22 protein-coding genes are annotated in these 25,759 nt (G+C 67.2%); 15 read left to right on the top strand and 7 right to left on the bottom strand.

Going from position 1 to position 25,759, the window contains the following annotated elements; genetic code table 11:
• Window positions 1-58: 58 nt before the first annotated feature.
• Both ACFPO9_RS24040 and ACFPO9_RS24035 read right to left on the bottom strand, forming a co-directional pair.
• Window positions 59-613: a TlpA family protein disulfide reductase gene (locus ACFPO9_RS24040; protein WP_379775940.1), complete on the bottom strand. Its 555-nt coding sequence runs from the start codon at window positions 611-613 to the stop codon at window positions 59-61.
• Window positions 606-1,238 (bottom strand): hypothetical protein, encoded by a 633-nt coding sequence (locus ACFPO9_RS24035; RefSeq protein ID WP_379775938.1) that lies wholly within the window; start codon window positions 1,236-1,238, stop codon window positions 606-608. Before ACFPO9_RS24035 ends, ACFPO9_RS24040 begins: the two co-directional genes overlap by 8 nt.
• A 76-nt stretch (window positions 1,239-1,314) precedes the next feature.
• Between ACFPO9_RS24035 and mpl the strand changes: the two genes are divergently transcribed.
• The 9 genes from mpl (at window position 1,315) to ACFPO9_RS23990 (ending at window position 10,264) form a co-directional block, all read left to right on the top strand.
• On the top strand, window positions 1,315-2,685 hold the full coding sequence (gene mpl / locus ACFPO9_RS24030) for a UDP-N-acetylmuramate:L-alanyl-gamma-D-glutamyl-meso-diaminopimelate ligase (RefSeq protein ID WP_379775936.1): 1,371 nt from the start codon (window positions 1,315-1,317) through the stop codon (window positions 2,683-2,685).
• Complete coding sequence (locus tag ACFPO9_RS24025) at window positions 2,682-3,269, top strand: YqiA/YcfP family alpha/beta fold hydrolase (protein WP_379775933.1); 588 nt, start codon at window positions 2,682-2,684, stop codon at window positions 3,267-3,269. The genes mpl and ACFPO9_RS24025 overlap by 4 nt, the downstream gene beginning before the upstream one ends.
• Window positions 3,266-3,853 carry a chorismate--pyruvate lyase family protein gene (locus ACFPO9_RS24020; RefSeq protein ID WP_379775930.1) on the top strand — a complete coding sequence of 196 codons (588 nt, stop codon included), beginning with the start codon at window positions 3,266-3,268 and terminating at the stop codon, window positions 3,851-3,853. Before ACFPO9_RS24025 ends, ACFPO9_RS24020 begins: the two co-directional genes overlap by 4 nt.
• A gap of 1 nt (window position 3,854) precedes the next feature.
• The gene (locus ACFPO9_RS24015; protein ID WP_379775927.1) at window positions 3,855-5,915 is read left to right on the top strand and encodes a ribonuclease catalytic domain-containing protein; all 2,061 of its coding nucleotides are present in this window, start codon (window positions 3,855-3,857) and stop codon (window positions 5,913-5,915) included.
• Between the two features lie 120 nt (window positions 5,916-6,035).
• A complete protein-coding gene (locus ACFPO9_RS24010) occupies window positions 6,036-6,950 on the top strand; it encodes a TonB C-terminal domain-containing protein (protein WP_379775923.1) in 915 nt (304 codons plus the stop codon).
• 6 nt (window positions 6,951-6,956) lie between these two features.
• Window positions 6,957-7,781 (top strand): shikimate dehydrogenase, encoded by an 825-nt coding sequence (gene aroE, locus ACFPO9_RS24005; RefSeq protein WP_379775920.1) that lies wholly within the window; start codon window positions 6,957-6,959, stop codon window positions 7,779-7,781.
• Window positions 7,782-7,801: 20 nt separating this feature from the next.
• Entirely contained in the window at window positions 7,802-8,536 is a 735-nt protein-coding gene (gene mtgA / locus ACFPO9_RS24000; protein WP_379776557.1) for a monofunctional biosynthetic peptidoglycan transglycosylase, read from the top strand.
• Between the two features lie 184 nt (window positions 8,537-8,720).
• A complete protein-coding gene (gene corA, locus ACFPO9_RS23995) occupies window positions 8,721-9,686 on the top strand; it encodes a magnesium/cobalt transporter CorA (RefSeq protein WP_379775917.1) in 966 nt (321 codons plus the stop codon).
• 62 nt (window positions 9,687-9,748) lie between these two features.
• On the top strand, window positions 9,749-10,264 hold the full coding sequence (locus tag ACFPO9_RS23990) for a hypothetical protein (RefSeq protein WP_379775914.1): 516 nt from the start codon (window positions 9,749-9,751) through the stop codon (window positions 10,262-10,264).
• A gap of 15 nt (window positions 10,265-10,279) precedes the next feature.
• On the opposite strand, the gene ACFPO9_RS23985 is transcribed toward ACFPO9_RS23990, so the two are convergent.
• The 4 genes from ACFPO9_RS23985 to thiD all read right to left on the bottom strand — a co-directional run bounded on the left by ACFPO9_RS23985 (window position 10,280) and on the right by thiD (window position 14,618).
• Window positions 10,280-10,687 carry a hypothetical protein gene (locus ACFPO9_RS23985; RefSeq protein WP_379775912.1) on the bottom strand — a complete coding sequence of 136 codons (408 nt, stop codon included), beginning with the start codon at window positions 10,685-10,687 and terminating at the stop codon, window positions 10,280-10,282.
• A 388-nt stretch (window positions 10,688-11,075) separates the two neighbouring features.
• The gene (locus tag ACFPO9_RS23980) at window positions 11,076-12,350 is read right to left on the bottom strand and encodes an NRAMP family divalent metal transporter (RefSeq protein WP_379775909.1); all 1,275 of its coding nucleotides are present in this window, start codon (window positions 12,348-12,350) and stop codon (window positions 11,076-11,078) included.
• 164 nt (window positions 12,351-12,514) lie between these two features.
• A complete protein-coding gene (gene hemL / locus ACFPO9_RS23975) occupies window positions 12,515-13,807 on the bottom strand; it encodes a glutamate-1-semialdehyde 2,1-aminomutase (protein WP_379775905.1) in 1,293 nt (430 codons plus the stop codon).
• Window positions 13,800-14,618, bottom strand: a complete 819-nt coding sequence (gene thiD, locus ACFPO9_RS23970) for a bifunctional hydroxymethylpyrimidine kinase/phosphomethylpyrimidine kinase (protein ID WP_379775902.1) — start codon at window positions 14,616-14,618, stop codon at window positions 13,800-13,802. Before thiD ends, hemL begins: the two co-directional genes overlap by 8 nt.
• Before the next feature lie 179 nt (window positions 14,619-14,797).
• Here thiD and ACFPO9_RS23965 point away from each other — a divergent pair, with 179 nt between their 5' ends.
• The 6 genes from ACFPO9_RS23965 (at window position 14,798) to ACFPO9_RS23940 (ending at window position 24,280) form a co-directional block, all read left to right on the top strand.
• Complete coding sequence (locus ACFPO9_RS23965; protein WP_036170087.1) at window positions 14,798-14,950, top strand: rubredoxin; 153 nt, start codon at window positions 14,798-14,800, stop codon at window positions 14,948-14,950.
• A gap of 176 nt (window positions 14,951-15,126) precedes the next feature.
• Complete coding sequence (locus ACFPO9_RS23960) at window positions 15,127-15,516, top strand: response regulator (RefSeq protein ID WP_379775899.1); 390 nt, start codon at window positions 15,127-15,129, stop codon at window positions 15,514-15,516.
• A gap of 17 nt (window positions 15,517-15,533) precedes the next feature.
• The gene (locus ACFPO9_RS23955; RefSeq protein WP_379775896.1) at window positions 15,534-15,902 is read left to right on the top strand and encodes a response regulator; all 369 of its coding nucleotides are present in this window, start codon (window positions 15,534-15,536) and stop codon (window positions 15,900-15,902) included.
• Window positions 15,903-15,904: 2 nt separating this feature from the next.
• Window positions 15,905-16,426 carry a chemotaxis protein CheW gene (locus ACFPO9_RS23950; protein ID WP_379775894.1) on the top strand — a complete coding sequence of 174 codons (522 nt, stop codon included), beginning with the start codon at window positions 15,905-15,907 and terminating at the stop codon, window positions 16,424-16,426.
• 39 nt (window positions 16,427-16,465) lie between these two features.
• Window positions 16,466-18,832 carry a methyl-accepting chemotaxis protein gene (locus ACFPO9_RS23945; protein ID WP_379775891.1) on the top strand — a complete coding sequence of 789 codons (2,367 nt, stop codon included), beginning with the start codon at window positions 16,466-16,468 and terminating at the stop codon, window positions 18,830-18,832.
• Window positions 18,833-18,841: 9 nt separating this feature from the next.
• Window positions 18,842-24,280, top strand: a complete 5,439-nt coding sequence (locus tag ACFPO9_RS23940) for a hybrid sensor histidine kinase/response regulator (RefSeq protein ID WP_379775888.1) — start codon at window positions 18,842-18,844, stop codon at window positions 24,278-24,280.
• Here ACFPO9_RS23940 and ACFPO9_RS23935 read toward each other — a convergent pair.
• Window positions 24,269-25,708: a cryptochrome/photolyase family protein gene (locus ACFPO9_RS23935; RefSeq protein WP_379775885.1), complete on the bottom strand. Its 1,440-nt coding sequence runs from the start codon at window positions 25,706-25,708 to the stop codon at window positions 24,269-24,271. The two genes, ACFPO9_RS23940 and ACFPO9_RS23935, sit on opposite strands and share 12 nt — an antisense overlap.
• Between the last annotated feature and the right edge of the window lie 51 nt (window positions 25,709-25,759).

Genomic DNA, 25,759 nt, shown 5'->3' with positions numbered 1-25,759 from the left:
AGCGATATAAAGCGCCAGGAATATAAGTGAACGACCGTTCGCTGTCTTGCCCTGTTTCTTACAGCTTGCCCAGATCTGCGCGCAATTCCTCGAATTTCAGCCGTCCCAGATAAGTCTTGCGTACCTGGCCGTCCGGGCCGATCAGGACCGTGAACGGTAGACCGCCATGGGTATTGCCGAGTTCGCGCGACAGATCGGTCCCGCTCATGCCACCCACATAAAGCGGGTAAGCAACTTTCGTCTTCTTCACGAATTCATTCAGGTTCGCCGGCGAATCGATGCCGATCCCGATCACATTGAAATGCTTGCCGCCGTCCTTGGCTGCCAGTTCGGATAATTCCGGCATCTCCTGCACGCAGGGCGCGCACCACGATGCCCAGAAATTCACCAGCAGCGGCTTGCCCTTCCACTGGCCCAGCGATTGCGGCTTGCCGGCCAGGTCGTTAAGCGACTGCGCGTACAGATTGCTGACCGCGGTGTGCGGGCGGCCATCGGTGGGTGCATAGCTGGTCGTCAATGGCCCCTTGGGCTCGGTCTTGACGGCGGCGATGGCGCCGAACACGGCGAAAGCGGCCGCCACAATGGCGTAGCCGACCAGATTCTTTTTATTCATCTTGTTCCAGGGTTTCGTCGGTGATCATCAGGGAACGCAGGCCGGCGGCGTCGACGCGCTGCAGGCGGCCATCGGCGCGCGGTTTCAAGGCGCCGCGCAAGTCGTTCATTTCATATAGTTCGGCGTGCACCGTCTCCTTCTTCCACTGGAAGCTGACGGTTTCGACCGGCTCGTGGCGGCCGCCCTTGAAGTGCGGCGTTTCCGAGATGTCGATGTCGACGTTGCGGTTCAGCAGGAAGATCTCGACTTCCTTGGCGCTGTCGGCGAACAGCTGCAGGTTGATGGCGTCGTGCTCGCCGGCGGTGCCGTTCAGGACCGCGCCGGTCAGGTAGGGGCGGAACTCTTCCAGCTGTGCCATCACTTCCAGCGCGGCGATGCGCAGCGCCTGCAGGCGCGCGGCCTGGGCCGGTCCCTGGAACAGGGACTGGTAGCGGCGCACTTCGTCTTCGACCTGGATATTGTCCGGCAGATAGTTGGGGGAGGGACGGTCCACGCCCAGCACCTGGCGTGCGGCCTTGGCCTTGGCGGTGGCATAGTCGGCGCCATCCTGGGCAATCATGCGCGCGGCAATGGCAGCAATACGTCCGCGCAATGTTTGGAGGTCGTCATTTGGCATTGGCATCATGTCCGTGATCATACTCTTGAACGGAAAATGGCATCGCGTCGGGTAAAATCGTGCATTCGCTAATTTCTCGATCACCATGCATATTCACATCCTCGGTATTTGCGGCACCTTCATGGGCGGCCTGGCAGTCCTGGCCAAGGAAGCCGGCCACCGCGTCACCGGGTGCGACGCCAACGTCTATCCGCCGATGAGCACCCAGCTCGAAGCCCAGGGCATCGAACTGATCCAGGGCTACAGCCCCGACCAGGTGGCGCTCGATCCCGACCTCTACGTGATCGGGAACGTGATGACGCGAGGCAACCCGCTGATCGAGGAAATCCTGAACCGCGGCCTGGCTTATATGTCTGGCCCGCAATGGATCGGGGAACATATTTTGCGTCATAAATGGGTATTGGCCGTCGCCGGCACCCACGGCAAGACCACGACCACCTCGATGCTGGCCTGGATCCTCGACGATGCCGGCTATTCGCCGGGCTTCCTGATCGGCGGCGTGCCGATGAACTTCGGCATCTCGGCGCGCCTGCAGGGCGATTCCGACTCCGACTTCTTCGTGATCGAAGCCGACGAGTACGACACCGCCTTCTTCGACAAGCGCTCCAAGTTCGTCCACTACCACGCCAAGACCGCGGTGCTGAACAACCTGGAATACGATCATGCCGACATCTTCCCGGATATTGGCGCCATCGAAACCCAGTTCCACCACCTGGTGCGCACCGTGCCCGGCGTGGGACGCCTGGTCGTGAACGGCGACGAAGCCTCGCTCAGCCGCGTGCTCAAGCGCGGTTGCTGGAGCGAAAAGGAAGCCTTCGGCGCATCCGAAGGCACCGACTGGAGCCTGGTCGAACATCCGGGCGGCTCCAGCTTCGACGTCCTCTTCAATAATGAGGTGCAGGGCACCGTGCACTGGGACCTGACCGGCCACCACAACCGCATGAATGCGATGGCCGCGGTCGCCGCCGCCCGCCATGTCGGCGTGCCGCCCGCCCAGGCCATCGAAGCACTGGGCCGCTTCCAGAGCGTCAAGCGGCGCATGGAAGTGCGCGGCGTGGTGCGCGACGTGACCGTCTACGACGACTTCGCCCACCACCCGACCGCGATCGCCACCACCGTCGGCGGCCTGCGCCAGAAGATCGGCACCACTGGACGGATCCTGGCCGTGCTCGAGCCGCGCTCGAACACCATGAAGCTGGGCGCCATGAAGGATGCGCTGCCGGGCAGCCTGAAGGATGCGGACCTGGTGTTCGGCTTCGGCAGCCAGCAGGCGCTGGGCTGGTCGCTGGCCGATGCCCTGAAGCCGCTGGGGAATATCGCGCACAGCTTCGACCAGCTCGACTATATGGTGCAGGCCGTCGTGCAGGCCGCCCAGCCGGGCGACCACATCCTGGTGATGAGCAACGGCGGCTTCGGCGGCGTGCACCAGAAGCTGCTGGAGGCGCTGGCGGAATGAGTTCTCCGCACCTGCTTTATTTGCACGGCTTCCGGTCCTCGCCGAAGTCCTTCAAGGCGCGCGTGGTGCACCAGCGCATGGCGCAGCGCGGCCGCGCGAATGCATTGATCTGCCCGCAGCTGCCGGCCTCGCCGAAGGCGGCGATGGAACTGGTGCTGAACCTGGTCGACCGTTACCAGGACAATCTGGCGATCGTCGGCTCCTCGCTGGGCGGCTTTTACGCGACCTGGCTGGCCGAGCGCTTCGGCTGCCGCGCGGCGCTGATCAACCCCTCCGTCGATCCGCTGAAGAACCTGGCGCAGCACGTCGGCGTGACCACGGCCTGGCATTCGGACGAACCGTTCGAGTTCAAGCAGGAATACATCGCCGAACTCGCCGACCTGAAGGTGGCGCACATCACGCGCCCGGAACGCTATTTCCTGCTGGCCGCCACCGGCGACGAAGTGCTGGACTACCGCGACATGGTGGTCCACTACGCGGGCGCGCGCCAGCACGTGATCCAGGGCGGCGACCACGCGGTGTCGGAATTCGAACAATACGTCGACGAGGTGCTGGACTTCTGCACCGGATCGGAAGGCGCGTGAGGCCGGCCTCGCTGCGCCGGGCGCGCTGGCTGGCGCATCCGGACGGCGTGCACGCATCCGCCGCGATGCGTGACTGGCTTGCCACACCGGGCTCCCTGACCGCGCGCCTGATCGCGCACAGCCGCCAGTTCCGCGTGCAGAAGCTGCGCCAGGCGACTAATCTGTGCCTGGCGGACGAAGCCGAGGCGATCGGCCTGCATCGGCCCCAGCGCGTGTGGGAGCGCGAAGTGCTGCTGCGCTGCGACGGCCAGCCGGTGGTCTTCGGCCACACCGTGGTGCCGATGAGCGCGACGGCGCAGGACTGGCCGCTGTTCTCGGCGCTCGGCGAACGCTCGCTCGGCACGACCCTGTTTTACGATCCGCGGGTGCAGCGCGGCCAACTCGAATTTGCCCGGATCCGCCCGGGCCACCCTTTATTGACGCGCGTGCTGGCGGCGGTGAAAGGCGATGGCCTGCGGTCCAATGCGACTTATTATGCGCGGCGCTGCGTCTATCGCCGCCGTCAAGGCCTGCTGCTGGTCACCGAGGTATTCTTGCCCGCGGTGCTGGAGCTTGCTGCCAACTCAGATATGAATGTGAAGTGAAATGAACGTCTTTTTCGAAGAATCCGGCGACTTCAAGGTCGGCGCCGTGCTGTCGCAGGCGGGCGAGGCCTATCAGGTCGAAATGCCGAGCGGGAAGCGCACCAAGGTCAAGTCGCGCGATGTGCTGCTGCAGTTCGACAAGCCGTCCCCGGCCGAGCTGCTGGAGCAGGCCAAGGCGGTAGCAGGCGAGGTCGACCTCGAATTCCTGTGGGAAGTCGCGGGCCAGGACGAGTTCGGGTTCACGGAACTGGGCGCCGAATACTTCGGCCACGCGCCGCTGCCTTTCGAGGCCGCCGGCCTGGTGCTGGCGCTGCACAACGCACCCATCTATTTCTACAAGAAAGGCCGCGGGCGCTACAAGGCCGCGCCGGAACAGTCGCTGCGCGCGGCCCTGGCCGGCATCGAAAAGAAGAAACAGCAGGCCATCGTGCAGGCGGCCTATGTCGAGGAACTGAAGGCGGGCAATCTGCCGGAGGTCATGCGGCCGCTGGTGCAGCAACTGCTGTTCAAGCCGGACAAGAACAGCATCGAATTCAAGGCGCTGGAGACGGCCGCCAGCGACATGCAGACCACCGCCCAGCGCCTGATGCTGAGCACGGGCGGCGTCGCCTCGGCCAAGGAACTGCACATGTCGCGCTTCCTGTTCGAGCACTTCCCGCGCGGCGCCGGCTTCCCGGCCGTGACGGTGCCGGGCGCGCCGGCGGACCTGCCGCTGGCCAGGGTGGCGGCCTTCTCGATCGACGACGTGACCACCACCGAGATCGACGACGCCCTCTCGGTCGAGCATCTGGCCGATGGCCTGGTGCGGGTCGGCATCCACATCGCCGCGCCCGGCCTGGCCATCCGTCCGGACGACGCCCTCGACAAGATCGCGCGCGCGCGCATGTCGACCGTCTATATGCCGGGCGATAAGATCACCATGCTGCCGGACGAAGTGGTGGAAGCCTTCACCCTGGCCGAAGGCAGGGATTGCCCGGCGCTGTCGCTGTACGCGACCCTGAACCCGGAGAACTGGTCGGTGCTGTCCACCGAGACCCGCGCCGAGCGCGTGCCGATTAAGACCAACCTGCGCCTGAACGACCTCGACGCCCTGGTGACCGAAGAGGTGCTGGCCAACGGCAGCGGCGACTACCCGCACAAGGACGAGCTGGGCCTGCTGTGGCAGTGGGCGCTGCAGCTGGAAGCGGGCCGCATGAAGAAGCGCGAAGCCTTCGGCCTGAAGCCGGAGCAGGCGAACCGCGTCGACTTCAACTTCTATGTCACGGACGACATCGTCACCATCGTGCGCCGCAAGCGTGGCGCGCCGCTGGACAAGATCGTGGCCGAGCTGATGATCTTCGCCAACAGCACCTGGGGCAAGCTGCTGCACGACTCGGGTGTGCCGGGCATCTACCGCTCGCAAGGTCCGGGCGCCGGCGGCTGGAACGCCAAGATCCAGGTCCGCATGGTGACCCACGCGGCGCCGCACCAGGGCCTGGGCGTCGACCAGTACGCCTGGAGCACCTCGCCGCTGCGCCGCTATACGGACCTGGTCAACCAGTGGCAGATCCTGGCCTGCGCCGAGCATGGCGTGACGGCACCGCTGGTGGCCCCGTTCAAGCCGCGCGACGCGACCCTGTTCTCGATCGTCTCCGCCTTCGATGCGGCCTATGCGGCCTACAACGAGTTCCAGCAGAACATGGAGCGCTACTGGTGCCTGCGCTGGCTGGGCCAGGAAAACGCGCGCCAGGTCGATGCGGTGGTGCTGAAGGACGAGGTGCTGCGCCTGGTCGAGATCCCGCTGGTGATCCGCCTGCCGGGCATGCCGCAGGTGGCGCGCGGCGCCCAGGTGCGCATGGACATCGTGCGTTGGGACGAAGTCGACCTGTCGCTGGAAGCCCGCCTGCTCGAGGTGGCCGAACCGACGCCGGAAGCGGCGGCCGAACTGGCATTCGAGGAGGAAGAGGAAGCCGCTTCCGCCAGCGCGGATACCGGCGAGGCGGCGGCCGAGGAAGCGGCCGAAGCCGAGGGTTCGGTGACCGTGACCGATCCAGCCACGCAAACCGACGTGCCCGCCGCGTAGGGTGGGCACAATGTGCCCACGTTCTGCGTTTGCATATCGTTAACGTTTGCGTGGGCACGGAGTGCCCACGCTACAACAGCGGCAATTACGCCTAACAAAGTCGCGGCCTTGCACGGTAGAATGAATAGTGTCCGTCCCATCCCGCAGCACGTGAAGAGCCTCCAACACAACCGTCCCATGATGATCGCCATCGCCTTCTCGGTGCTGGCGCACGCATCCCTGCTGGCAGTCCGCTTTGCGGCGCCGGACGCGTTCCGCCTGCAGCCGACCGATCCGGGGCTGGAAGTCATCCTGGTCAACGCCAAACACGAGCGCGCCCCGGTCAAGGCCGAGGCGCTGGCCCAGTCCAACCTGGACGGCGGCGGCAATGCGGACGCCGGCCGCGCCCAGTCGCCGCTGCCGGACCTGCGCAAGATCGAGGATGGCGACAGCATCAAGGCCGTGCAGCGCCGCATCGCCGAGCTCGAGCAGCGCCAGAAGCTGCTGACCCAAACCCGCGTCTCCGGCTTCAACGCGGCGCCGATCGCCGAGCAGGACAAGCCGGACCCCTCGCGCAACGGCGCCGACATGCTGGAAACCAGCCGCGCCATCGCGCGCCAGACCGCCGAGATCACCCAGCGCATCTCGGACCAGAACAAGCGCCCCAAGAAGACCTTCATCAGCCCCAGCACGCGCGGGGTCGGCTACGCCATCTATTACAAGGCCCTGCAAAAGCGGGTGGAGGAAGTCGGCACGCTCAGCTTCCCGCAGCAGAACGGCCGCAAGCTGTACGGCGAGCTGGTGATGTACATCCCGGTGTTCCAGGACGGCAGCATCTATGAAAAGGAAGGCGGGCCGCGCATCGAGCGCAGCTCCGGCAACCGCGCGCTGGACCAGGCCGCGCTGGGCATCGTGCGCCGTGCGGCGCCCTTCGGCAAATTCCCGGCCAATATGCGGTCCACCGACAAGGACGATCTGTGGATCGTCATCACCACCTTCACCTTCACCCGCGAAGGCAAGCTGCAGGCGGAACTGCGCGAAGAAAAAGGAGCTTGAATCTGCATGAGCGATCAGTATTGCGTGATTGGTAACCCGATTGGCCATAGCCGCTCGCCGGACATCCATGCTTCCTTCGCAAGCGAGACGGGACAGGACATCAGCTATGAACGTGTCCTCGCGCCGCTCGACGGCTTTGCCGAGACCGTGCGCGGCCTGATCGAGCGCGGGTATCGCGGCGCGAATGTCACGGTGCCCTTCAAGCTGGAAGCGGCCAGTCTCGCCACGCGCTTGGAAGAACGCGCGCGCCTGGCCGGCGCCGTCAACACCCTGCGCTTCGAGAATGGCGAGATCGTCGGCGACAACACCGATGGCCCCGGCCTGGTGGCCGACATCGTCCGCAATGCGGGCGTGCCTCTTGGCGGCAAGCGCGTGCTGCTGCTGGGCGCGGGCGGCGCGGCGCGCGGCGTGATCCTGCCCATCCTGCAGCATGCTCCGCAGGCGATCGTGATCGCCAACCGCACCCACGCCACCGCCGATGCGCTGGTGGCGCAGTTTGCGGCGCAGGCTGCGCATCCTGGCCAGGTGTCCGCTTGCGGCTTCGACGACATCGCCGCGGCCTTCGACGTCGTGATCAACGCGACCTCGGCGAGTTTGTCTTCTTCGATGCCGCCGGTGCCGGCCGCCGCGTTCAGCCGGAACACGCTGGCATTGGATATGATGTACGGGAACAAACCGAGCCCGTTCATGGCATTCGCCGCCAGCCACGGCGCGACCACCCGCGACGGCCTGGGCATGCTGGTCGAGCAGGCCGCCGAAGCCTTCGCCATCTGGCGCGGGGTGCGGCCGCAGACCGCTGCCATCCTCGAACAGATGCGATCGAAATCATGACGAAAGCGCTCAAGGCGGGCATGGCGGCGTCCGCCGGCCGGGCTGCGGTTTCCACCGGCGCCAAAGGCCGGCGCCGCTGGCTGAAGTGGATCATCCTCGGGCCGCTGCTGGCCGTGCTGCTGGTGCAGCTGTACTTCTTCGCGATGGTCTGCTGGTGGACCCAGTTCAACCCGTCGTCGACCAGCATGATGCGCTCGCAGCTCTCGAGCCTGCGCGAAAGGAACCCGAACGCGAAGCTGGAGCAGGTCTGGGTGCCCTACGAGCGCATCTCGAACAACCTGAAACGCGCGGTGATCGCCTCCGAAGACGCGAATTTCACCGAACATGACGGCGTCGACTGGGAGGCGCTGGAAAAAGCCTGGGAGCGCAACAACAAGCGCCACAAGGTGATCGGGGGCGGTTCCACCATCACGCAGCAGCTTGCCAAGAACCTGTTCCTGTCCGGCTCGCGCAACTACCTGCGCAAGGGCCAGGAACTGGTCATCGCCTACATGCTGGAAACGGTGATGAGCAAGCAGCGCATCCTGGAAATCTACCTGAACGTGGTCGAATTCGGCCGCGGCGTGTTCGGCGCCGAAGCCGCCGCCCGCCACTATTACCGCAGCAGCGCGGCAAAGCTCGACCCGGCCCAGGCCGCGCGCCTCGCCGTCATGCTGCCCAACCCGCGCTACTACGACGCCCACCGCCAGACCAACTACCTGTCCCGCCGCACCGGCGTGATCCAGCGCCGGATGAACGCCGCCGATCTCCCCTGATCTGCCTCAAACCGGGGTCAGACCCCGGTTTTTGGAAATGTCCTGAAGGCTCTTTCCAAAATTCGGGGTCTGACCCCGGTTTGATGTTTATCAGGTCGGCAAAAAACTTTCCTTCGGGGTGGCCGGCCTCAGGGCTTACGGGTACACTTGCGCTGTTTCCGAATCCCGGCCGAGAAAGCAGCGCATGATCAACGTATTTGTCCTACAAAATGGCCGACTGAACCAGGTTGCGATCGCTTCGCGCGCCGATCTGGAGAAGGTAACGCCTGTCTGGGTCGACCTGACCGACCCGACCGACGAAGAGCGCGCCGTCGTCAAGGCGATGTACGACGTGATCCTGCCGGGCGAGGACGAAGTGTCGGACATCGAGGCCTCGGCCCGTTACTACGAGGCGGAAAACGGCGACCTGCACCTGCGCACCGACTTCCTGCTCGAAGAGGAAGAGGGCCCTTCGCGCATCGTCACCGTGGCGTTCATCCTGGCCAAGAAAATCCTGTTTTCGGTCCACAACGACGACCTGCCGGTGTTCCGCCTGGTGCGCCTGCGCGCGCGCTCGCGTCCCGGTTCGATCGAGGACTACATGGACGTGCTGCTCGACCTGTACGCGACCGACGCCGAGTACTCGGCGGACGCCCTCGAAGGCATCTACGAGAGCCTGGAAGAGGTCAGCCAGCGCGTGCTGCAAAAGGAATTCACCGACCAGGACGCGGCCGCCGCGCTGAATGCGATCGCCCACGAGGAAGACTTGAACGGCCGCATCCGCCGCAACATGATGGATACCCGCCGCGCGGTCAGCTTCCTGATGCGCGGCCGGCTGCTGAATTCGGAACAGTTCGAAGAGGCGCGCCAGATCCTGCGCGACATCGAATCGCTGGACGGCCACACCTCCTTCCTCTTCGACAAGATCAACTTCCTGATGGACGCCACCGTCGGCTTCATCAACATCAACCAGAACAAGATCATCAAGATCTTCTCGGTGGCCTCGGTCGCCTTCCTGCCGCCGACCCTGATCGCCAGCGTCTACGGCATGAACTTCGAGTTCCTGCCGGAGCTGCACTGGCGCTTCGGCTACGGCTGGTCGCTGGCCCTGATGGTCACCAGCGCGATCGCGCCCTTCCTGTACTTCCGCCACCGCGGCTGGTTGAAGTAAATGCGCGCCGGCCCTGCCGGGCCTCGCGTTAAGCTGTGCACTCGCCCCAACAAGGAGAGTGCATGAATCGAACGTCGATCACGCGGCATCTGGCCGCTTTCGCTGTCGGCCTGGCCGCCGCCGGCGCCACGCCCGCCGCACCCGCCTGGAAACTGAGCCCGGACGGCTTCGGCCCCCTGAAGATCGGCATGCGTTTCAGCGAAGCCCGCCGCGTCGCCGGCAAGCGCCTCAAGCCGACCCCGCCGCCGCAAGGCAATCCGCAGTGCGACCAGATGCTGCTGCCGGGGCATCCCGGCGTCTCGCTGATGTTCGTCGACGGCAGGCTGCAGCGGGTCGACATCTACAAGCCCGGTATTCGCACCACGCGCGGCGCGGCGCCGGGCGACGCCGTGCGCAAAGTACGCCAGGCCTATCCGGGGCTGACGGCAACGCCCCACAAATACGCCGGCGGCGAACAATACCTGACCCTTGGTCCCAGCGGCGGCCACGCCCTGCGCTTCCAGACCGGCAAGGGCAGGATCGACCGCATCTACGGCGGCCGCTGGCAGGAAGTCCAGCTGGTGGAAGGCTGCTTCTAGCCGCGCCGCCAGGCCTCAGTTCTTCAGATTGATGAACAGATTGGCCGCAAACGTCACGATCCCCAGCGCGGCGACGATCTCCGCCGCGCCCAGCACCGGCACCACCGCCATCCGGCCGAACAGCACCAGGCCCAGCGCCACCATCATCACCGGCAGCGCCAGGTTCATGAGCCAGAAGTGCGCGCGCGCCAGGCGGCTCTCGCCGGCCTTCGGGAACACGCTGTAGATCAGGCCCGCCAGCGCCATCGTGGTCCAGCCCAGCAGGTTGACGTGGGCGTGCACCGGGCGCAGCGTGAAGTTCTGGCTGGCGCCCATCGCGATGCCCATCGAGACGCCGATGATGAGGTAGACGACCGACAGTTTCAGCCAGACGATGCCGGCGCGCGAGAATGCCGGTGCGGCAGGGTTGAGCGTGGTTTGCATGGTATTTTCCCGTACGATGTGTGAATGGATCGTGAATCGATCTGTAGTGCATGCATCGTAGTGATTCGGCCCGCCGATTTGCAGCCCCACGCGTGGGGGATGGCGCGGCGCCTGCTCATCGAAAGGAAACCATGCAACTCAGCGGCAGATGGTGTTTTGGCGTGGCATGCCTGGCGTTGGCAGCAGGCGCCGGGGCGGCAGCACGGCGGCCTGCGGACTGGCAGTTCGCTCCGGACGGCTTCGGCCCGTTCAAGGTCGGCATGACGGTCGCGCAGGCGCAGCGGCACCAACGCGATCCGCTTCGAGACGAAAAAAGGCCGCATCGAGAACGTCTACGCCGGCCGCTGGGCCCAGGTGCAATATATGGAAGGCTGTTTGTAGAAGCGGCTCACATCGTCGCGAACATCGCCACCACCGCCACCAGCATGATGGCCACGCCGAACCAGCCGATGATGGTATGGCGCGCGGTCAGCGTGTACTGGCCCATGATCTTGCGGTTATGCGCCAGCATCATCATGACGGCCATGATCGGCACCGCGATCACGCCGTTGATCTGGGCCGACAGCACCAGCGCCGCGATCGGGTCGACCGGGGCGAAGTCGAGCAGCACGCCGCCCAGGGTCGCCAGGGCGATGATGCCGTAGAATTCGCGCGCCTCGACCACTTTCAGATCGAGGCCGTTACGCCAGCGGAAGCTCTCGGTGACGGCGTAGGCCGCCGAGCCGGCCAGCACCGGCACCGCCAGCATGCCGGTACCGATGATCCCCAGCGCGAACAGCACGAAGGCGAATTCGCCGGCCACCGGGCGCAGGGCCTCGGCGGCCTGGGACGACGACTGGATGTCGGTGATGCCGTGCGCGCCCAGCGTCACCGCGGTGGTGAGAATGATGAAGAAGGCGACCAGGTTCGAGAAGCCCATGCCGATCAGAGTGTCGGCCTTGATCCGCTTCATCTGGGCGCGCGCATCCTTCGGGCGGGTGCGCAGCGCGCGCGTGCCGGCGTCGTTGCGGATCTCCTCCACTTCCTGCGAAGCCTGCCAGAAGAACAGGTAGGGGCTGATCGTGGTGCCGAACACGGCGACGATCAGGGCCACCGACTCCCTGGTGAAGCTGAAGTGCGGCCACACGGTGCGGGCCACCACTTCGGTCCAGGGCATGTGCACGGCGAAGGCGGTGGCGACATACGCCAGCAGGCCGAGGGTCAGCCATTTCAGGTAGCGCACATAGGTGCTGTAGGGCAGGAACACCTGCAAGGCCAGGCACACGATGCCGAAGCCCAGCGAATACATGTGCTGCGAGCCGGTGCCGGTCACCAGGCGCAGCGCTTCGCCCATCGCGGCGATGTCGGCGGCGATGTTGATCACGTTCGCGACCAGCAGCAGGGCGACCACGGCGTACAGCAGCCAGGGCGAATAGGCGCGGCGGATGTTGGCGGCGAGGCCGCGCCCGGTGACGCGGCCGATGCGGGCCGACACCAGCTGGATGCCGACCATGAAGGGATAGGTCAGGACCAGGGTCCACAGGGTGTTGAAGCCGAATTGCGCGCCGGCCTGGGAGTAGGTGGCGATGCCGGATGGATCGTCGTCCGCCGCGCCGGTAATGAGACCGGGGCCCAGGGACTTGAGGGTGGCGTGGTCGGTGAGACGGCGGTAGAGCTTCTTCATATCTGGCCTGCGCAAATGAAAACGGGCGCGGCCAACGATGTAAAGGTCAGCGCGCCGGGTGGGGCAAGTTTTTAGAGGGACTGTTCATGGTCGGCGCGGAGTTTATCACGGTAGAAACGCTTTACAGCGTCCCCACCGTGTAATAAAAGCCAAATAAGCCTGCCTTAAGCAATGCGCGCGAATACGCGTCGCGCAGCCGCGACGGTTTCCTCGATCACCGCATCGTCGTGGGCGCTTGATACGAAGCCGGCTTCGAACATGGCCGGCGCGAAGTACACGCCTTCGTCCAGCATGCCGTGGAAGAAGCGGTTGAAGCGCTCCTTGTCGCCGGCCATCATCTGGCCGTAGGTGGACGGGACCTGGTTCGAGAAGTACATGCCGAACATGCCGCCGACGGCGTCGCCGCAGAAGGCCACCCCGGCTTCTTGCGCGGCGGCGGTCAGGCCCTCGACCAGCTTGGCGGTCTGCGCGCCCAGCTTCTCGTAGAAGCCCGGCTCCTGCACCAGCTTCAGGGTCGTCATGCCGGCGGCCACCGCCACCGGGTTGCCGGACAGGGTGCCGGCCTGGTAGACCGGGCCGATCGGCGCCATGTTGTGCATCAGGTCGGCGCGGCCGCCGAAGGCCGCCACCGGCAAGCCGCCGCCGATCACCTTGCCCAGCGCGGTCAGGTCCGGGGTGATGCCGTACAGGGCCTGGGCGCCGCCGAGGCCGACGCGGAAGCCCGACATCACTTCGTCGAAGATCAGGACCGCGCCGTATTCGGTGCACAGCTCGCGCATGCGGCGCAGGAAGTCCGGCGTCGCGCGGATCAGGTTCATATTGCCGGCCACCGCTTCCACGATCACGCAGGCGATCGTGTCGCCCATCGATGCGAAGGCGTCTTCCAGCTGCGGGACGTTGTTGTAGTCGAGGACCAGGGTGTGCTTGACGAAGTCTTCCGGCACGCCGGCCGAGGTCGGGTTGCCGAAGGTGAGCAGGCCGGAACCGGCCTTCACCAGCAGCGAATCGGCGTGGCCGTGGTAGCAGCCCTCGAACTTGACGATCTTGTCGCGGCCGGTGGCGCCGCGCGCCAGGCGCAGCGCGCTCATGGTCGCTTCGGTGCCGGAGGAGACCAGGCGCACCTGCTCGATCGACGGCACCAGGCGGCAGAGTTCTTCGGCGATCTCGATCTCGCCTTCGGTCGGGGCGCCGAAGGACAGGCCGCGCGCGGCCGCGTCCTGCACCGCCTTCACCACTTTCGGATGGGCGTGGCCGACGATGGCCGGGCCCCAGGAGCCGATGTAGTCGATGTAGCGCTTGCCGTCCGCGTCCCAGAAATACGGGCCTTCGGCGCGGGTGATGAAGCGCGGGGTCCCGCCCACCGAGCGGAAGGCGCGCACCGGCGAATTCACGCCGCCCGGGGTGGTCTGCTGGGCGCGCGCGAACAGGGTGTCGTTTTTCGATGTGGTGTCAGTCATGGTTGTTCTTCTTGTACAGTTTGTTGGGGATGAGCCGGCCCATGCCGAAACGGCAGGCGTGCTGCAGGGCGCCGAAAGTATAGTCCTGGGCATAGGCCAGGGCTTCGATGATGTCCAGGCCCTGCGCCATGCGCGCCGTGAGCGCGGCCGACAGCGTGTTGCCGGCGCCGACGAAGGGTCCCGGAAGGTGCTGCGGCCAGGACAGGCTGACGGCCAGGCCGTCCGGATCGTAGAGATTGTCGGCGCGGACGCCGTCGCCGCCGCCGATGCCGGTCACCAGCACGTGGCCGCAGCCGAAGCCGGTCAGATCGGCCACGTCCTCGGCCACGGTGGCGATCGAGCCCGGGTCGCGCCAGCAATCGGCGAAACGCGCCAGCTCGGGCTGCGACATCATCAGCACGTGCGCCTGCGGCACCAGCAGCTGGTGGATCAGGGTCAGCATGTCGTCGTCGCGCACGCCGCAGTCGGGCAGGCCGGTGGTGAAGGGGTCGAGGATCAGCGGCACCTGGGCGTAGTCGGAGACGATCTCGGCGATCGCCGCGACCTGTTCGAGGCTGGCCATGGTGCCGACCTTGATCCCGGCGATCGGCATGTCCTCGAGCAGCATGCGGGCCTGTTCGACCACGCTGCTGGACTCGACCGGCTGGATGTGGTCGACCCGCGCGGAATCGGCCACCAGCAGGCCGGTCACCACCGACAGGCCATGGCAGCCGTGCATGGCGAAGACGGCCACGTCGGACTGGATGCCCAGCGCGCCGACCGGATCGGCCGGGCCGAATGTGAGGATGAGTGGAGACGGTTGGTTTTGCACAAGCGTTAGATTAAGATACCTACCTTTGCATTTTACTAGATGGGGGCGTCCTGGACCTACTGCGCTTCTCGAACACTCGGGCTTCCGCTCGCTACGGTCCAGGACGCCCCTGATGCGCTGGCTACTTTTAATACCAAGGATTTGACGTGAGTGATGAAACGCAGGTGTATCAGACCTGGATGTGCTTGATTTGTGGCTGGGTCTACGACGAAGCCGCGGGCGCGCCGGAAGACGGTATCGCTCCCGGCACCCGCTGGGCCGATGTGCCGATGAACTGGACTTGCCCGGAATGCGGCGCGCGCAAGGACGATTTTGAAATGACCGCTATCTGAGTTGTCGTTTTAATCAGCAAAAACAGGGCATTTGCCGCTTTGGCGATGCCTTCTTGCCAAGCTTCTTGCCACTACATTAACGCCTTGGTTTTCACCTAGTTGACGTATAGCAACACTTCACGCACAAGCCTTGCGCCCTATGCTATCGTGCAGGTTCATGCTGAAGTGAAACTTATATGACGACCCAAGCGACAGGCCTGAAGATCATGGTGATCGACGATAGCAGCACGATCCGCCGTTCCGCCGAAATCTTCCTGACCCAGGCCGGGTATCAGGTGGTGCTGGCCGAGGACGGCTTCGATGCGCTGGCGAAGATCAGCGACCACCAGCCCGCGCTGGTGTTCTGCGACATCCTGATGCCGCGCCTGGACGGCTACCAGACCTGCGCGCTCATCAAGAAGAGCGCGAAATTCCACGCGACCCCGGTCCTGATGCTGTCCTCGAAGGACGGCCTGTTCGACCGCGCGCGCGGCGCCATGGTCGGCTCCAGCGCCTACCTTACCAAACCGTTTTCCAAAGACAGCCTGCTGGCAGCCGTGCGTGAGCATACGGCCGCCGCGGCATGAATACTCCGGAGCCCACCGTGGCCATACAAAAGATCCTGATCGTCGACGATTCCCCGACCGAACGCTACTACCTGACCGACATCCTGGTGCGCAACGGCTTTACTGTCACCACCGCGGACAATGGCGAGGATGCGCTGGCCAAGATCCGCGCCGACCGTCCGCAGCTGATCCTGATGGACGTCGTCATGCCGGGCGCGAACGGCTTCCAGATCACGCGCTCGATTTCGCGCGACCCCGAGCTGTCCTCGGTGCCGATCATCATCTGCAGCAGCAAGAACCAGGAAACCGACCGGATCTGGGGCATGCGCCAGGGCGCCAAGGATTACTTCGTCAAGCCGGTCGACGCGCAGGCGCTGCTGGCCAGGATCGCCACCCTCGGCGACTGAGCATGGCCACCCTCGATCCCGCCGCCCGGCGCACACGCCTGCGCCAGTACCAGGAAGAGCTGCTCGAGCGCATGCAGGCCGCGCGCACCGGCAGCGGCGCCCGCACGCACCAGCTGGGCGTCGAGATCGGCGGCGAGCGCTACCTGCTCGACCTGCTCGAAGCCGGCGAGATCGTGCCGGTGCCGGCGCTGACCGGCGTGCCGCTCACCCAGCCCTGGTATCTGGGGCTGGCGAACATCCGCGGCAGCCTGGTCGGCGTGGTCGACCTGGCGCGTTTCTTTGGTTTGCAAGACGGCGCGGCCGGCGTACCGGCCGTATCCGGTTCCGCCGCACGCCTGGTGACCTTCGCGCCCGGCCTGGGCATGCCTTGCGGCTTCCTGGCCGCGCGCGTGCATGGCTTGCGCCAGGCCGCCGACATGACACCGCGGGACGGCCGCCTGATCGACGCCGACGGCAATGCCTGGACGCCGCTGGCGCTGGCGGCGCTGGCGCAGGACGAGCGCTTCCTGCAGGTCGGCCTTTAACACACATATATATAACGACAGGTTCGGACTGGAGCTGGCATGGGATTCGCATCTAAACTCTCGGTGAATTTTCTTTCCAAGAACAAGGACGACGGCGCCACCGTGCTGGCCTCGCCCGACACCCAGTTCGGGGTCGGACTGATGCCGGGCATGGCGACGGCCGCCGCCGCGGTCGCCGACGTGGCGCTCGCCGCCGACGCCACGCTGCCGCAGCACTCGGCCGACGACGCCGCCGAGCGGCTTGGCGGCGTGCCGGGCCGAAAGCAGCGCGCCGCCGCCGCCGCCGCCGCGGCGCCGGGCGCCGACGAAGACCTGCGCCTGCCGCTGATCGGCCACCTGTCGCTGCCGCGCCAGCTGCGGATCCTGCTGGTCGCTTTCGCGGCCGGCATCCTGCTCACCATCTTCTCGCTGTGGCGCAACGCCGGCAGCGGCGCGGTGGCGTCCAGCCAGACCCAGATCGCGAGCGAAGCCCTGATGCACTCGCAGCGCGTCGGCAAGGCGGCGCCCAACGCGATGCAGGGCAATCCGGACGCCTTCACCCAGCTGCAGGACAGCCGCGTGGCCCTGGGCCGCGACCTCGACCTGCTGGCCAAGGGCGGGGTCTTCAACAACAACGCCATCCCGGCCGCCGCCGGCGACACCGCGCGCCAGCTGGCCAAGGTCGGCGCCAAGTGGAAGGTCTCGGACGCCGCCGCCGCCAGCATCCTCAAGATGAAGCCCGAGCTGATCAGCTTCGACAAGAGCCTGAAGCAGCTCGACATCCTGTCGCCGGAGATGCTGGCCCTGACCGAGGAAATCCTGACCGAGCGCACTGCCAAAGGCGGCAGTCCGCGCGAGCTGGCCGCGCTCGGCCGCCTGATGATGCTGACCCAGCGCCTGTCGCGCAGCGCCAGCGAATTCCTGACTTCGGGCGGCATCACCCCCGAGACGGCATTCCAGATGGGCCGCGACAGCGCCACCTTCCGCGCCACCGTGGACGGCCTGCTGAACGGCAGCCAGGCGCTCGGCCTGGCCGAGCTGTCCAATCCCGAACTGCGCAACAAGCTGCTCGAAGTGCAGTCGAAGTTCGGCATCTGCCAGACCATCGTCTCCACCTTCCTCGACAACCTGTCCGACCTGACCGCCGCCAAGGCCGCCGAGCAGAGCATCTTCCGCGACAACGAAGAGCTGCGCGCCCAGCTGTCGGCGCTGCAGGGCGACTTCCGTCTCGGCGAGGGCAGCTCGGGCCCGTGGTTCTGGCTGCTGGTGGCGTCCTCGATCTTCACGCTGGCGATGGCCGGCAGTATCTCGCGCGTGATGCTGCAGGACTCGCGCAACCGCACCCGCGGCGCCGAGGCGCGCCGCCAGGAAGCGGAAGCGATGCGCCTGCTGTCCCAGGCCAAGGAAGAGGAGGCCAAGGCCACCAACGACCAGAACCAGGCCGCGATTCTGCGCCTGATGAACGAACTGCAGGAAGTGGCCGACGGCGACCTGACCGTCTACGCCACCGTGTCCGAGGACATCACCGGCGCGATCGCCGACTCGGTCAACTACACGGTCGAGGAACTGCGCGGCCTGGTGGTGCGCGTCATCGACACCGCCGGCAAGGTGAACCAGGCCTCGAACCAGGCGCACAAGATTTCGAGCGACCTGCTGGTCGCGGCCGGCCAGCAGGCCCGCGAGATCCAGGACACTTCCTCGACCATGCTGCGCATGGCGGGCGAGATCACCGGGGTGTCGCAGTCGGCCAACGAATCGGCCGAGGTGGCGCGCCAGTCGCTGGCCGCGGCGGAGCAGGGCGCGACCGCGGTGCAGAACGCGATCAAGGGCATGGGCGAGATCCGCGAGCAGATCCAGGAAACCTCGAAGCGCATCAAGCGCCTGGGCGAATCCTCGCAGGAGATCGGCGAGATCACCGAGCTGATCTCCGACATTACCGAGCAGACCAACGTGCTGGCGCTGAACGCGGCGATCCAGGCGGCGTCCGCCGGCGAGGCCGGACGCGGCTTCTCGGTGGTGGCGGAAGAGGTGCAGCGCCTGGCGGAACGCTCGGGCGACGCCGCCAAGCAGATCGGCGCGCTGGTGCGCACCATCCAGACCGACACCCACGACGCCGTCGCCGCAATGGAAAAGTCGACCCAGGGCGTGGTCGAGGGCGCGCGCCTGTCGGACGCCGCCGGCGCCGCGCTGGCGGACATCTCGCGCGTGTCGAACCGCCTGGCGGAACTGATCCAGGGGATTTCGACCGCGACCGGCATGCAGGCGACGTCCGCCAACGGAGTGGCGCACAATATGCAGCACATCCTTGCGATCACCGGACAGGCGCAGGACGGCACGCAGCAGACCGCGCAGTCGATCCAGGAGCTGTCCCTTCTCGCGCAGGAGCTGAAAAACTCGGTGTCGCGCTTCCGCGTCTCCGCCGCTTAAGAACGATCCATGACCCACTCTTCGTCCCTGCCTTCGATCCAGTCCACGTCCACGGCCCCCTTCGACACCGGTCCCCTGTCCTGGGTGATCGGCGAGATCCGCGACGCCCTCGAGCGCTCGGCCAAGGCGCTGCAGGATGCGGCGGGGCGCAGCGCGGAAGCGCAGCCGACGCTGCTGCTGCACGCCAAGACCCATTTGCACCAGGCCCACGGCGCGCTGCAAATGGTGGACGTGGAGGGCGTCGACCGCCTGACCGGCGCCGCCGAAAAGGCGCTGGACCGCTTCAAGGACGGCTCGCTGGCGCTGACGGGCGAGCATGCCTCGGCGGTGGGCGAGGCTTACCAGGCGCTGGTCGAGTACCTGGAAGAGCTGCTCGGCGGCGGGCAGCAGCAGCCGGTGCGCCTGTTCCCTTACTACCGCGCGCTGCAGGAACTGCTGGGCGCGGAGCGCGTGCATCCGGGCGAGATGCTGGTGTTGAATCCTGGCGCGGCGCTGGCGCCGCCGGCGTGGGATGAGCAAGCGCCCGACCTGGCGGCCTGCCGCGCGCGCTTCGAAAAAGCGCTGCTGCCCTTCCTGAAGAGCGGCAGCCCGGACGCCGCCGGTGAATTGCGCGAGGCCCTGGCGCCGATCGCGCGCGCCCAGCGCGAGCCGCGCGCCTACGCCTTCTGGCTGGCGATGCAGGCCGTGGCCGACCTGGCCGCGCATGGCCAGCTGGCCAGCGACATCTATCTGAAACAGCTGCTCGGCCAGATCAACCTGCAGCTGCGGCGCATGGTGCAGGGGCATGCGAGCCTGCCCGAGGCGATGCTGCGCGACGCCCTGTTCTTCGTCGCCCAGGCGGCAGAGCCGACGCCAGACGCGCGCCTGCTGCGCGACGCCTACGGCCTCGAAGGCCAGGCGCCGCACGATTATCTGGAACGCCGCTACGGCCGCATCGACCGCGAAGCGCTGAAGGATGCGAAGGAGGCGCTGGCCCGGACCAAGGAAGGCTGGGGCCGCATTGCCGGCGAAGGCGCACCCGAGCAGGAAGCCGATTTCGACGGCGCCCTGGCGAAGCTGGCCGGCGCCAGCGAAAAGCTGGGCGCGCCCGAACTGGCCCACCTGCTGCGCGAACTGGGCGAGGCGGCGCGCCAGGCCGTGACCGGCGGCCGCAGCGACCAGTTCAGCATGGAGATGGCGGCGGCGATGCTGTTCGTCGAGCACGGGCTCGACCAGGTGCGCCAGCTGCCCGAGGATTTCGGCCAGCACGCCGAAGCCGTCGGCCAGCGCCTGCTGGCCCTGGCCCAGGGCGAAAACCCGCCCGAGGCGCCGGTCTGGCAGGGCGACCTGGCGCGCGAGCTGCAGCAGGGCCAGACCGTGGCCGTGCTGGCGGGCGAGATCCGCACCGGCCTGCGCCAGGTCGAGAAGCTGGTCGACGAATACGATGAGAATCCGGCCCGGGTCGACGCGCTGGAACAGGCCGACCCGCTGCTGCACCAGCTTGCCGGCGCCCTGTCCATCCTCGACCAGGACCAGGCCACCCGCGCGTGCGCGTGGGTACGCGAACGCGTGCGCGAGCTGGCCGGCGGCGGGCAGGACGACGCCACCCGCGCCCGGATTCTGGAAAACCTGGCCCGGAACGTGGGCGCGCTCGGTTTCTTCATCGATGCGCTGGCGCAGAACACCGAAACCGCGCGCCGCCGCTTCCGCTTCGATGCCGGCGAGGGACTGTTCCGCGAGCTGCCTTTCGATGCTGTTGCCGAGGTGGCGGACGAGGTCGTGCCGCCGGTTGACGCGCCAGTCGCGATGGCCGAGCCAGAGTCGGTCATACCGCCTGCGCCGGCCGCCGATGCGCCCGTGGAGCAGGGCGACGCCGCCATCGAAGCCGAGCTGCTGGAGATCTTCATCAGCGAAGCCCAGGAAGTGCTGGGCGTGGTCGCCGGGACCCTGCCGGCCGCGCATGCCAATCCGGACAGCCAGGAGACGCTCACCCGCATCCGCCGTTCCTTCCACACCCTGAAGGGCAGCGGCCGCATGGTCGGCCTGGACGAATTCGCGTCGGCCGCCGCCGCCATCGAAAAGACCATGAACCAGTGGCTGGCCGAATCGCGTGCCGCCACGCCCGACCTGCTGGCGCTGCTGGACCGCGCGCATGCCGATTTGTCCGCCTGGGTGGATGAACTGGCCGCGGGGGCCGGCCCGGCGCGCAGCGGCGAGGCCTTGATTGCCGCTGCCGCGCAGGTGCAGGAGGGCGGGGTCTTCGCGATGAAAGAGCCGGCAGTCGAGCCGCAGCCGGAAGCCGCCGAAGCGCCGCAGCCGGACACCGTCGAACCGGTGGCCGACATCGGCGCCGCGGCGGAGGCGCTTGACGCGCCCTTGCCGCCGAACGTGGTCGCCTTCCCGCTGGCCGAAGAGAACCTCAAGCGCATCGGCGGGCTCGAGATTCCGCTGCCGCTGTATAACATCTACCTGGGCGAGACCGAGGACCTGATCGATGCCCTGGCGCGCGACTTCGCCGAATGGCGCGAGGAAGCGTTGCGCGGCGTGTCGGCGCAGGCGCTGAAGGCTTCGCACACCCTGGGCGGCACCTCGGCCACGGTCGGCTTCCATGCGCTGCGCGAGATCGCATTTGCGCTGGAGGAGGCGCTGCAGGTGGCGACGCCGCCGCTGAGCGAGGAGCAGCACCAGCTGCTCGACGAAACCGTGGAGCGCGTGCGCATCATGCGCCAGGTGTTCTCGCTGGGCGAGCTGGCGCCGGCGCAGCCGGAACTGCTGGCGCGCCTGCAGGGCCTGCGCGACGAACTGGGACGCAAGAAGGCCGACAGCGTATTCGACGGCGCCGACGCCGAGCTGGCCCAGCGCCTGGACGCGCTGTTCGCCGCCACCTACGACAGCATCCTGGCCGACCCGCCGCTGCCGGCCGGCCCGCTGCCCGTGCCTTCGGCGGATGAAGGGCCGGCCAGTGGCTTGCGCGCCGCCGAGCCGCAGCCGGTCGACCCGGCCGTGGCCGCCGTCGACGACCTGTTCGATACCTATTTCGACGATCCCTTTGCCGCGCCCAGCCTGGAGCAGGCGGTGGCGCCGCCGCCGGCGCCGGAAGCACCGGAAGCGGAACCCGCGGTCGAAGCCGAACCTGCATTCGCGCCGGCGTCGGCGCCCGAACCCGTGCTGGAAGTCGAACCGGCACCGGAATTCGAGCCCGAACTGGAACTCGAACCTGAACCGGAACTCGACACCGTCGCCGAACCCGTGCTGGCCACCGAGCCCGTCTTCACCGACGAGCTGGATCCGGACCTGCTGCCGGTCTTCATGGAAGAAGCGTCCGACCTGCTGCCGCAGATCGGCAAGGACCTGCGCCAGTGGCAGCAGGACCCGGCCGCCAACGCCGTCGCCCACGGCCTGCTGCGCGCCCTGCACACGGTGAAGGGCAGCGCGCGCATGGCCGGCGCGATGCGCCTGGGCCAGCATACGCATGCGCTGGAAACCCAGATCGAGAACATGCTGCACGCCGGCACCACCAGCCCGGCGGCCTTCGACGAACTGCTGGCCAACTACGACCAGGCGCTGCTGCTGTTCGAACAGCTGCAGCAGCCGGGCGCCCAGCCGGAACAGGCGGCGCCCGCTGCCGCGCCGGCGCCGGGTGCGGAGGCGCCCCAGCACGACCGCCGCCAGCAGGATGTGCGCGCGCCGCTGGTGCGCGTGCGCGCCGACATCCTCGACCGGCTGGTCAACCAGGCCGGCGAAGTGTCGATCACGCGCTCCAAGCTCGAGACCCAGGTCGGCTCCCTGAAATCGGCGCTGGCCGACTTCTCGGACAACCTCGGACGCCTGCGCCGCCAGCTGCGCGAAGTCGAGATGCAGGCCGAGTCGCAGATCGCCTCGCGCCTGTCGATCGCCGGCGAGCGCGAATTCGATCCGCTCGAATTCGACCGTTTCACGCGCCTGCAGGAACTGACCCGCATGATGGCGGAGAGCGTGAACGACGTCGCGTCCTTCCACGAAGGCCTGAGCCGCACGGTGGATTCCGCGGTCGAGGACCTGTCCTCGCAGTCGCGCCTGACGCGCGAGCTGCAGCGCGACCTGATGCGGGCGCGGATGGTGCCGTTCGCGAGCCTGTCCGAGCGCCTGTTCCGGGTGGCGCGCCAGACCGCCAAGGAGACGGATAAACGGGTCAGCCTGGACATCCGCGGCAGCGCGGTCGAAATCGACCGCAGCGTGCTGGAACGGATGGCGGCGCCCTTCGAACACCTGTTGCGCAACGCCATCGTGCACGGCGTCGAGCCGCGCGCACGGCGCGTGGACAGCGGCAAGGAAGAAACCGGCGAGCTGCTGGTGCAGGTCAGCCAGCAGGGCAACGAGGTGCAGATCCGCTTCAGCGACGACGGCGCCGGCCTCGATCTCGGGCGCATCCGCGCCAAGGGCGAGGCCCTCGGCCTGCTCGGCGCCGGCGCGCAGGTTGCGGATGCCGAGGTGGCGGAACTGATCTTCGAGCCGGGCTTTTCGACGGCCGATGCGCTGACCGAACTGGCCGGCCGCGGCGTCGGCATGGACGTGGTGCGCTCCGAGGCGCGCGCGCTGGGCGGGCGCGTCGAGGTGGCCAGCGAGCCTGGCCGCGGCGCCACCTTCAGCATCCACCTGCCGCTGACCCTGGCCGTCAACCAGGTCGTGCTGGTGGCCAGCGGCGCCAGGACCTATGCGCTGCCGGCCAACCTGGTCGGGCAGGTACTGCAGGTGCGCGAGGCCGAGCTGGCCGCCGCACGTGCCGCCGGCGCGCTCCAGGTGCAGGGCGAAGCGGTGCCGCTACGCTACCTGCCCGAACTGCTGAACGAGCCTGGCGGTCCAGGAGGCGCGCGCTCCTTCCCGGTGCTGGTGCTGGGCAGCGGCGCGCATCGCCTGGCGCTGCAGGTCGACGAGGTGCAGGGCAACCGCGAGGTCGTGATCAAGAACGTCGGCCCGCAGCTGGCGCGCATGCCGGGCATCGCCGGCGCCACCGTGCTGGGTTCGGGCGAGATCGTGCTGATCCTGAACCCGCTGCTGCTGCCGGCCCACGGCCTGCCGCCGGTGCCGTCGCAGGTGGAGGCGGCGGCCGCGCCGGCGCATCGCGCGACCATCATGGTGGTCGACGATTCGCTGACCGTGCGCCGCGTGACCCAGCGCCTGCTGGAGCGCGAGGGCTATCGGGTGCTGCTGGCCAAGGATGGCGTCGACGCGCTGGAACAGGTCCAGGCCGCCGAGACGCGCCCGGACCTGATGCTGGTCGATATCGAGATGCCGCGCATGGATGGCTTCGACCTGACCCGCAACGTGCGCGGCAACGAAGCGACCCAGGGCATCCCGATCATCATGATCACCTCGCGCACGGCCGACAAGCACCGCAACTACGCGCTGGGGCTGGGCGTGGATGCCTACTTCGGCAAGCCTTTCCAGGAAGAGGTGCTGCTCGCCGCGATTGGCGGACTACTCGCGTAGGGCGCCGAAGCGGGCCAGCGTGCGCTCGCGCGCCTGCTCGTGGTCGACGATGGGCAGTGGGTAATCGCGGCCCGGCACCAGGCCGGCGCGTTCCAGCACGGCCGGCTTGGCCAGCCACGGCGCATGGATGGCCGGCCCTTCCAGACCGGCCAGCTGCGGCAGCCAGTGGCGGATGAAGGCGCCGTCCGGGTCGAAGCGCTTCGACTGCGTGACCGGGTTGAAGATGCGGAACCAGGGCTGGGCGTCGCAGCCGGTCGATGCCGCCCACTGCCAGCCGCCATTATTCGACGACAGTTCGTAATCGTTCAGCCGCGCCGCGAAATAACGCTCGCCGCGCAGCCATGAAATCCCCAGGTCCTTGGTCAGGAAGCTGGCCGTCACCATGCGCAGGCGATTGTGCATGAAGCCGCTCTCGTTCAGCTGCGCCATCGCGGCGTCCACCAGCGGATAGCCGGTACGGCCCTCGCACCAGGCCGTAAAGGCTGCGTCGGCCTCTGGTCCTTCTTCCCAGCGCACTTTGTCGAACGCGGCCTTGAAGGACTGGGTCGCCACGCGCGGATGGCGCTGCAGGATCATCATGTAGAACTCGCGCCAGATCAGTTCCGACAGCCAGGTCGCGGCGCCGTCTTTTCCATTATCGGCGCGTTCGCGCAGCAGGCGCACCAGGCTGCGGATGGAGAGCGTACCGAAGCGCAGGTGCACGGACAGGCGCGAGGTGCTGTCGAGGGCAGGGAAGTCGCGCGCCGTGCGGTAGTCGTCGATGCGCTGCAGGAAGGCGTCCAGCAGCTGCAGGGCGCCTGACATGCCGCTGGGGGCGATGGGCGCCGCATGCGGAACGAAGCCGAGCGCTTCCAGCGCCGGCAGCGCATGCCCGGCGGGCGCGGGCGCCAGCGACTTGGCCCAGGGCGCCGTCTCGAATGCCTCGATCGCTTCCGGGTGGGCCGCCAGGCGCTTGAGCCAGGCGTTCTTGTAGGGCGTGAAGACGGAGAAGGGGCCGCCGGCCAGGGTCAGCACCTCGTCCTTTTCGAAGACCACCTGGTCCTTGAAGCTCTGCAGGCTGCGCCCGGCCTCGCGCAGGCGCTGCTGGACTTCGCGGTCGCGGGCGATGGCGCCGGGCTCGTAGTCGTGGTTGGCGAATACCGATTCCGCCTCCAGCTCGGCGGCCAGATCCACGATCTCGTCTGCGGCGCGCCCATGGCGCACGATCAGGTAAGCTCCCCATTCACGCAATCGCTTATCCAGCTCTTGCAGACTGGCATGGATGAACTGCACGCGGCGATCGTCGCGCGGCAGGCCGGCCAGGATGTCGGTATCGAACACAAAAGCGCAGTAAACGCGATCGGACGAACGCAGCGCATGATGCAGGGCGGTATGGTCGTCGAGGCGCAGGTCGCGCCGGAACCAGACCAGAGAGTTTCTCAGAGTCATCTTTTGTGTGCGGAGTCAATGCAGTTGGGCATTTTACTGTCTACCATTCCT

Source organism: Massilia aerilata, from assembly GCF_042656905.1.
Taxonomy (GTDB): Bacteria; Pseudomonadota; Gammaproteobacteria; order Burkholderiales; family Burkholderiaceae_D; genus Telluria; species Telluria aerilata.
The sequence above is the reverse complement of the archived record's forward strand: the minus strand, read 5'-3'. Positions and strand labels throughout refer to the sequence as shown.